Source organism: Rhodopseudomonas sp. WA056, from assembly GCF_010906995.1.
Taxonomy (GTDB): domain Bacteria; phylum Pseudomonadota; class Alphaproteobacteria; order Rhizobiales; family Xanthobacteraceae; genus Rhodopseudomonas; species Rhodopseudomonas palustris_G.
Map to the genome: position 1 here is coordinate 1 of NZ_QPFS01000207.1, position 4,012 is coordinate 4,012.

General features: G+C 65.3%; 4 protein-coding genes. All 4 read right to left on the bottom strand.

Annotation, left to right across the window (positions count from 1 at the left end; genetic code table 11):
- Nucleotides 1-42: 42 nt before the first annotated feature.
- The 4 genes from DU475_RS23210 to DU475_RS23225 all read right to left on the bottom strand — a co-directional run bounded on the left by DU475_RS23210 (nucleotide 43) and on the right by DU475_RS23225 (nucleotide 3,903).
- Entirely contained in the window at nucleotides 43-636 is a 594-nt protein-coding gene (locus DU475_RS23210; RefSeq protein ID WP_164633456.1) for a HupE/UreJ family protein, read from the bottom strand.
- Between the two features lie 13 nt (nucleotides 637-649).
- Nucleotides 650-1,237 carry a HyaD/HybD family hydrogenase maturation endopeptidase gene (locus DU475_RS23215; RefSeq protein WP_013500331.1) on the bottom strand — a complete coding sequence of 196 codons (588 nt, stop codon included), beginning with the start codon at nucleotides 1,235-1,237 and terminating at the stop codon, nucleotides 650-652.
- Nucleotides 1,238-1,364: 127 nt separating this feature from the next.
- On the bottom strand, nucleotides 1,365-2,093 hold the full coding sequence (cybH, locus tag DU475_RS23220) for a Ni/Fe-hydrogenase, b-type cytochrome subunit (protein ID WP_013500330.1): 729 nt from the start codon (nucleotides 2,091-2,093) through the stop codon (nucleotides 1,365-1,367).
- Between the two features lie 16 nt (nucleotides 2,094-2,109).
- Nucleotides 2,110-3,903 carry a nickel-dependent hydrogenase large subunit gene (locus DU475_RS23225; RefSeq protein WP_142883862.1) on the bottom strand — a complete coding sequence of 598 codons (1,794 nt, stop codon included), beginning with the start codon at nucleotides 3,901-3,903 and terminating at the stop codon, nucleotides 2,110-2,112.
- Nucleotides 3,904-4,012 lie beyond the last annotated feature (109 nt).

Sequence of the window (4,012 nt, forward strand, 5' to 3'; positions counted from 1 at the left end):
CATGGGAAGACCGACGCACAGCGCAGCAAGCTCGCCGAGCGATCACAGCGGCAGAGCGAGCGCGACACCGGCGGCCGCGATCGCGCCGCCGGCAAAACGCAGCGACCGCGCCGGCGCGAACCGCGGCAGAGCGGCGCCGAGCGCGAGGCCGAGCCCGTGCAGCAGCGCGGTGGCGGCGACGAAGCCGGCCCCATAAGCGAGCGGCTGCGCCAGCGCCGGCATTTCGGCGCCGTGGGCATAGCCGTGGAACAGGCCGAACAGCGCCACCATCGCGGCCGCGGCCGCCGTCGGCACCCGCACCGACAGCGCCACCAGCACGCCGAGCGCGATCACCGACAGCGCGATCATCGGCTCGACCGCCGGCAGCGAGACGCCGGACGCGCCAAGCGTTGCGCCAATGGCCAGCAGCGCCACGAAGCTCGCCGGCACGCTCCAGCGCGCCGCGCCGCCGAGCGACCACGCCCACAGGCCGACCGCGACCATCGCCAGCAAATGATCGAGGCCGCTGAAAGGATGCACGAAGCCGGCGGCAAAGCCGTCCGCCGCCATCAGGTGGACGCCGGTGTGAGCCTCAGCGAAGCCGGACAAGCCGAGCAGCGCAATCAGGGCGGCACCGGCGCGGAGCAGATGGGTCATGCGGTTTCCTCGCTCAGATCGTGGGAGATGCGGCGGCGTCGCGCCGTTCGTAATGGTCGTGGTCGAGATCGTTGGCCAGCAGCGCGGCGCCCTCGGGCAGCGGTTCGGCGCGACGCGCCACCGCGATGCCCCACTCCGCCAGAATTGCACAGGCCATCGCCAGCGACGGGGCGATACGGGCGCGCACCGGCTCGGTCAGCGCCCCGCCCCAGTTTTCCAGATCGAGCGGCTGGCAGCCGATCAGCGCCAGCTCGCGCGGCGCCGCGCCGAGCAGATCGGCGGCGCTCAGCACCTCCTGAAACCCGGTCTGATGCAGGCTCATCTTCTTGGCGCCGGTGAATTTCGGCACCTCGTCGCCGCGCACCAGCTTCAGGGTGCCGGGCTCGAGGCCGTAGTCGATCGCATCGAACACCAGCAGGTGGTCGTGGTCCTGCAGGAAGTTGACCAGATACAGCCCCTGGGTGCCGCCATCCAGCACGGTGACGTTGGCCGGCACGTCGTAGGCGCGATGAAACGCCTCGACGGCGCGGACGCCGAAGCCTTCGTCGGCCCACAGAATATTGCCGATACCGAGGATCAGGACGCGGGGCGCATCTGTCATGGAATTCTCACGTTTCAATGCGTCATTGCGAGGAGCGAAGCGACGAAGCAATCCAGCTCCATGCACCGCACCTCTGGATTGCTTCGCTGCGCTCGCAATGACGGGGAGAAACCCACTTCAACCAACCTCAATCCGGCAGATCGTCGCGGAACAGGCGCTCGCCGGAGACGATCGACGAGATCATGCTCTGACGGCTGAGAATGTCCTCGCGCACCGCGGCATAGATGTGCACGATCACGAACACCACGATCGCCCACATTCCGAGATGATGCACGGTGTGCAGATCCTGGCTGTTCGGGAAGATCCAGAACATGAAGCCGAACAGCTTGTACTGCCAGCTATCGATGCCCTGACCCTCGGCGTACAGCGCCATGCCGCTGCAGATCATGAAGATCATGAACAGCATGAAGGTGAACATCGCCACATGCGCCAGCGGATTGTGGCCGATGTATTTTTTTGGATCCTTGACCAGGAAGGCGTACCATTTGAATTCGTACAACATACCCCACCACCAGGTCCGGTTGGTGACCGGCATGTAGAAGAGCTGCTTGGAATATTTGTTTCCGACGATCGCCCAATAGGCCCGCAGCAGAAAGAACACGAGCAGCGTCTGCCCCGCCGCGAAATGGATGAAGCGGATGTAGCCCATCTGGAAGCTGGCGATCGCCTCGCCCGGCACCGAGGGCGGCGGCGAGCCGATCAGATAGCCGGTGACGCACAGCGCCACGATCAGCAGCGCGTTGACCCAGTGCCACAGCCGCACCGGCGCCTGATAGACATAGACCGTCTGCAACGACCGGGCGCGTTCTCCGGCCGAGTCGATGGCGCCCTGGACTCGCGCGATTTCCGTGGTCATCGTCGCCTCCGTTGCGTCAGCTCACCTTGACCCGCGCCATTTCCTGACCGTCCTCGCTCATCACGTGGGTCGAGCAGGCCAGGCACGGATCGAACGAATGCAGCGTGCGGATGATCTCCAGCGGCTGGTTCGGATCGGCCATCGGGGTGTCGAGCAGCGCCGCCTCGAATGCACCGATATTGCCTTGCGGATCGCGCGGGCTGCCGTTCCAGGTGGTCGGCACCACGCACTGATAATTGTCGATCCGGGTGTCCTTGATCCTGACCCAGTGCGCCAGCGCGCCGCGCGGCGCCTCGGTGAAGCCGACGCCCTTGACGTCTTTCGGCCAGCTCGACGGGTGCCATTTGTCGGTATTGGCGGTGGACAGATCGCCGCCCTTGATGCTGGCCATCAGCTTGTCCTGCGCCGCGCGCAGCTTGCGCGCCGCCCACTGGCATTCCAGGCCGCGCGCCGCGGTGCGACCCAGCGTCGAAAACAGCGCGGTGACCGGCACGTCGAGCGTCTTCAGGAGCTTTTCGGTCGGCTCCTTGAACTCCGGTTTGCCCTGGGCATAGCCGATGATGTAGCGCGCCAGCGGACCGACCTCGACGGCGTGGCCCTTCCAGCGCGGCGCCTTGAGGAACGAGTATTTGGCGGACTCGTCCAGCGCCTCGATGTTGGTGCGGGTGCCCTTGGTGTTGGGGCCGAGCACGAAGTTCGGCTCGGTGACGCCGTCATAGGGATGCAGGCCCTTGCCCTCGTCGGCGTATTTGTACCAGGAGTGGGTGACGAATTCCTGGATCTGGTCCGGCGCGCTCAGATCGACCGGCAGCACCTCGTTGAGATTGCCGTTGATGATCACGCCGCGCGGCAGCATCAGGCTCTTGTCGGAATAGTCGTTGGCGTATTCCGGCAGGTCGCCGTAGGACATCACCGACTTCGACGACAGGCCGCCGCCGTACAGCCAGTCCTTATAGAACCCGGCGATCGCCACCAGATCCGGCACATAGACCTGCTCGACGAAGGCGACGGTCTGGTCGATGATCGACGACACCAGATTTAGCCGCTCGATGTTGATCGCGCCGACCGCGCCGGTGCCGTCGACATTGATCGAGCACGGCACGCCGCCGACCAGCCAGTTCGGATGCGGGTTCTTGCCGCCGTAGATGGTGTGGATCTTGACGATTTCCTTCTGGAAATCGAGCGCCTCGAGATAATGCGCCACCGCCATCAGATTGGCTTCGGGCGGCAGCTTGTAGGCCGGATGACCCCAATAGCCGTTCTTGAACGGACCGAGCTGGCCGCTCTCGACGAATTTGGTCAGGCGGATCTGCAGATCCTTGAAATAGCCGGGCGACGACATCGGCCACGACGAGATCGACTGCGCCAGCGCCGAGGTGGCTTTCGGATCGGCCTTCAGGGCCGACACCACGTCGACCCAGTCGAGCGCGTGCAGATGATAGAAGTGGACCAGATGGTCGTGCACATACAGCGCGAGCTGCATGATGTTGCGGATGGTGTTGGCGTTTTCCGGCACGCTGATGTTCAGCGCGTTCTCGACCGCGCGCACCGAGGTCAGCGCGTGCGTGCCGGTGCAGACGCCGCAGATCCGCTGGGTGAACGCCCAGGCGTCGCGCGGATCGCGGCCCTTGAGGATCACCTCGATGCCACGCCACATCGTGCCGGTCGACACCGCGTTGCGGATCACGTTGCTCGAATCGACATTGACCTCGACGCGCAGGTGCCCCTCGATCCGGGTCACCGGATCGACGACGACGCGGCGGCCGGCATTGTCGAGCTTGAAGCCGTTGGGAGTCGTGACGTTGGTCATGATGCTGCGTCCTGGGCTTTAAGCCGACTTGCCGTTGGAGGTGCCGTTGCCGTTCGGGACTTCCTTGCGGCGGGACAGATTGCGCACGGTGGTCACCGCGGCGTGCGCC

Coding starts and splice junctions, on each gene's coding strand:
- DU475_RS23215 (WP_013500331.1), bottom strand. CDS start 1,237: ATGACAGATGCGCCCCGCGTCCTGATCCTCGGTATCGGCAATATTCTG.
- cybH (WP_013500330.1), bottom strand. CDS start 2,093: ATGACCACGGAAATCGCGCGAGTCCAGGGCGCCATCGACTCGGCCGGA.
- DU475_RS23225 (WP_142883862.1), bottom strand. CDS start 3,903: ATGACCAACGTCACGACTCCCAACGGCTTCAAGCTCGACAATGCCGGC.
- DU475_RS23210 (WP_164633456.1), bottom strand. CDS start 636: ATGACCCATCTGCTCCGCGCCGGTGCCGCCCTGATTGCGCTGCTCGGC.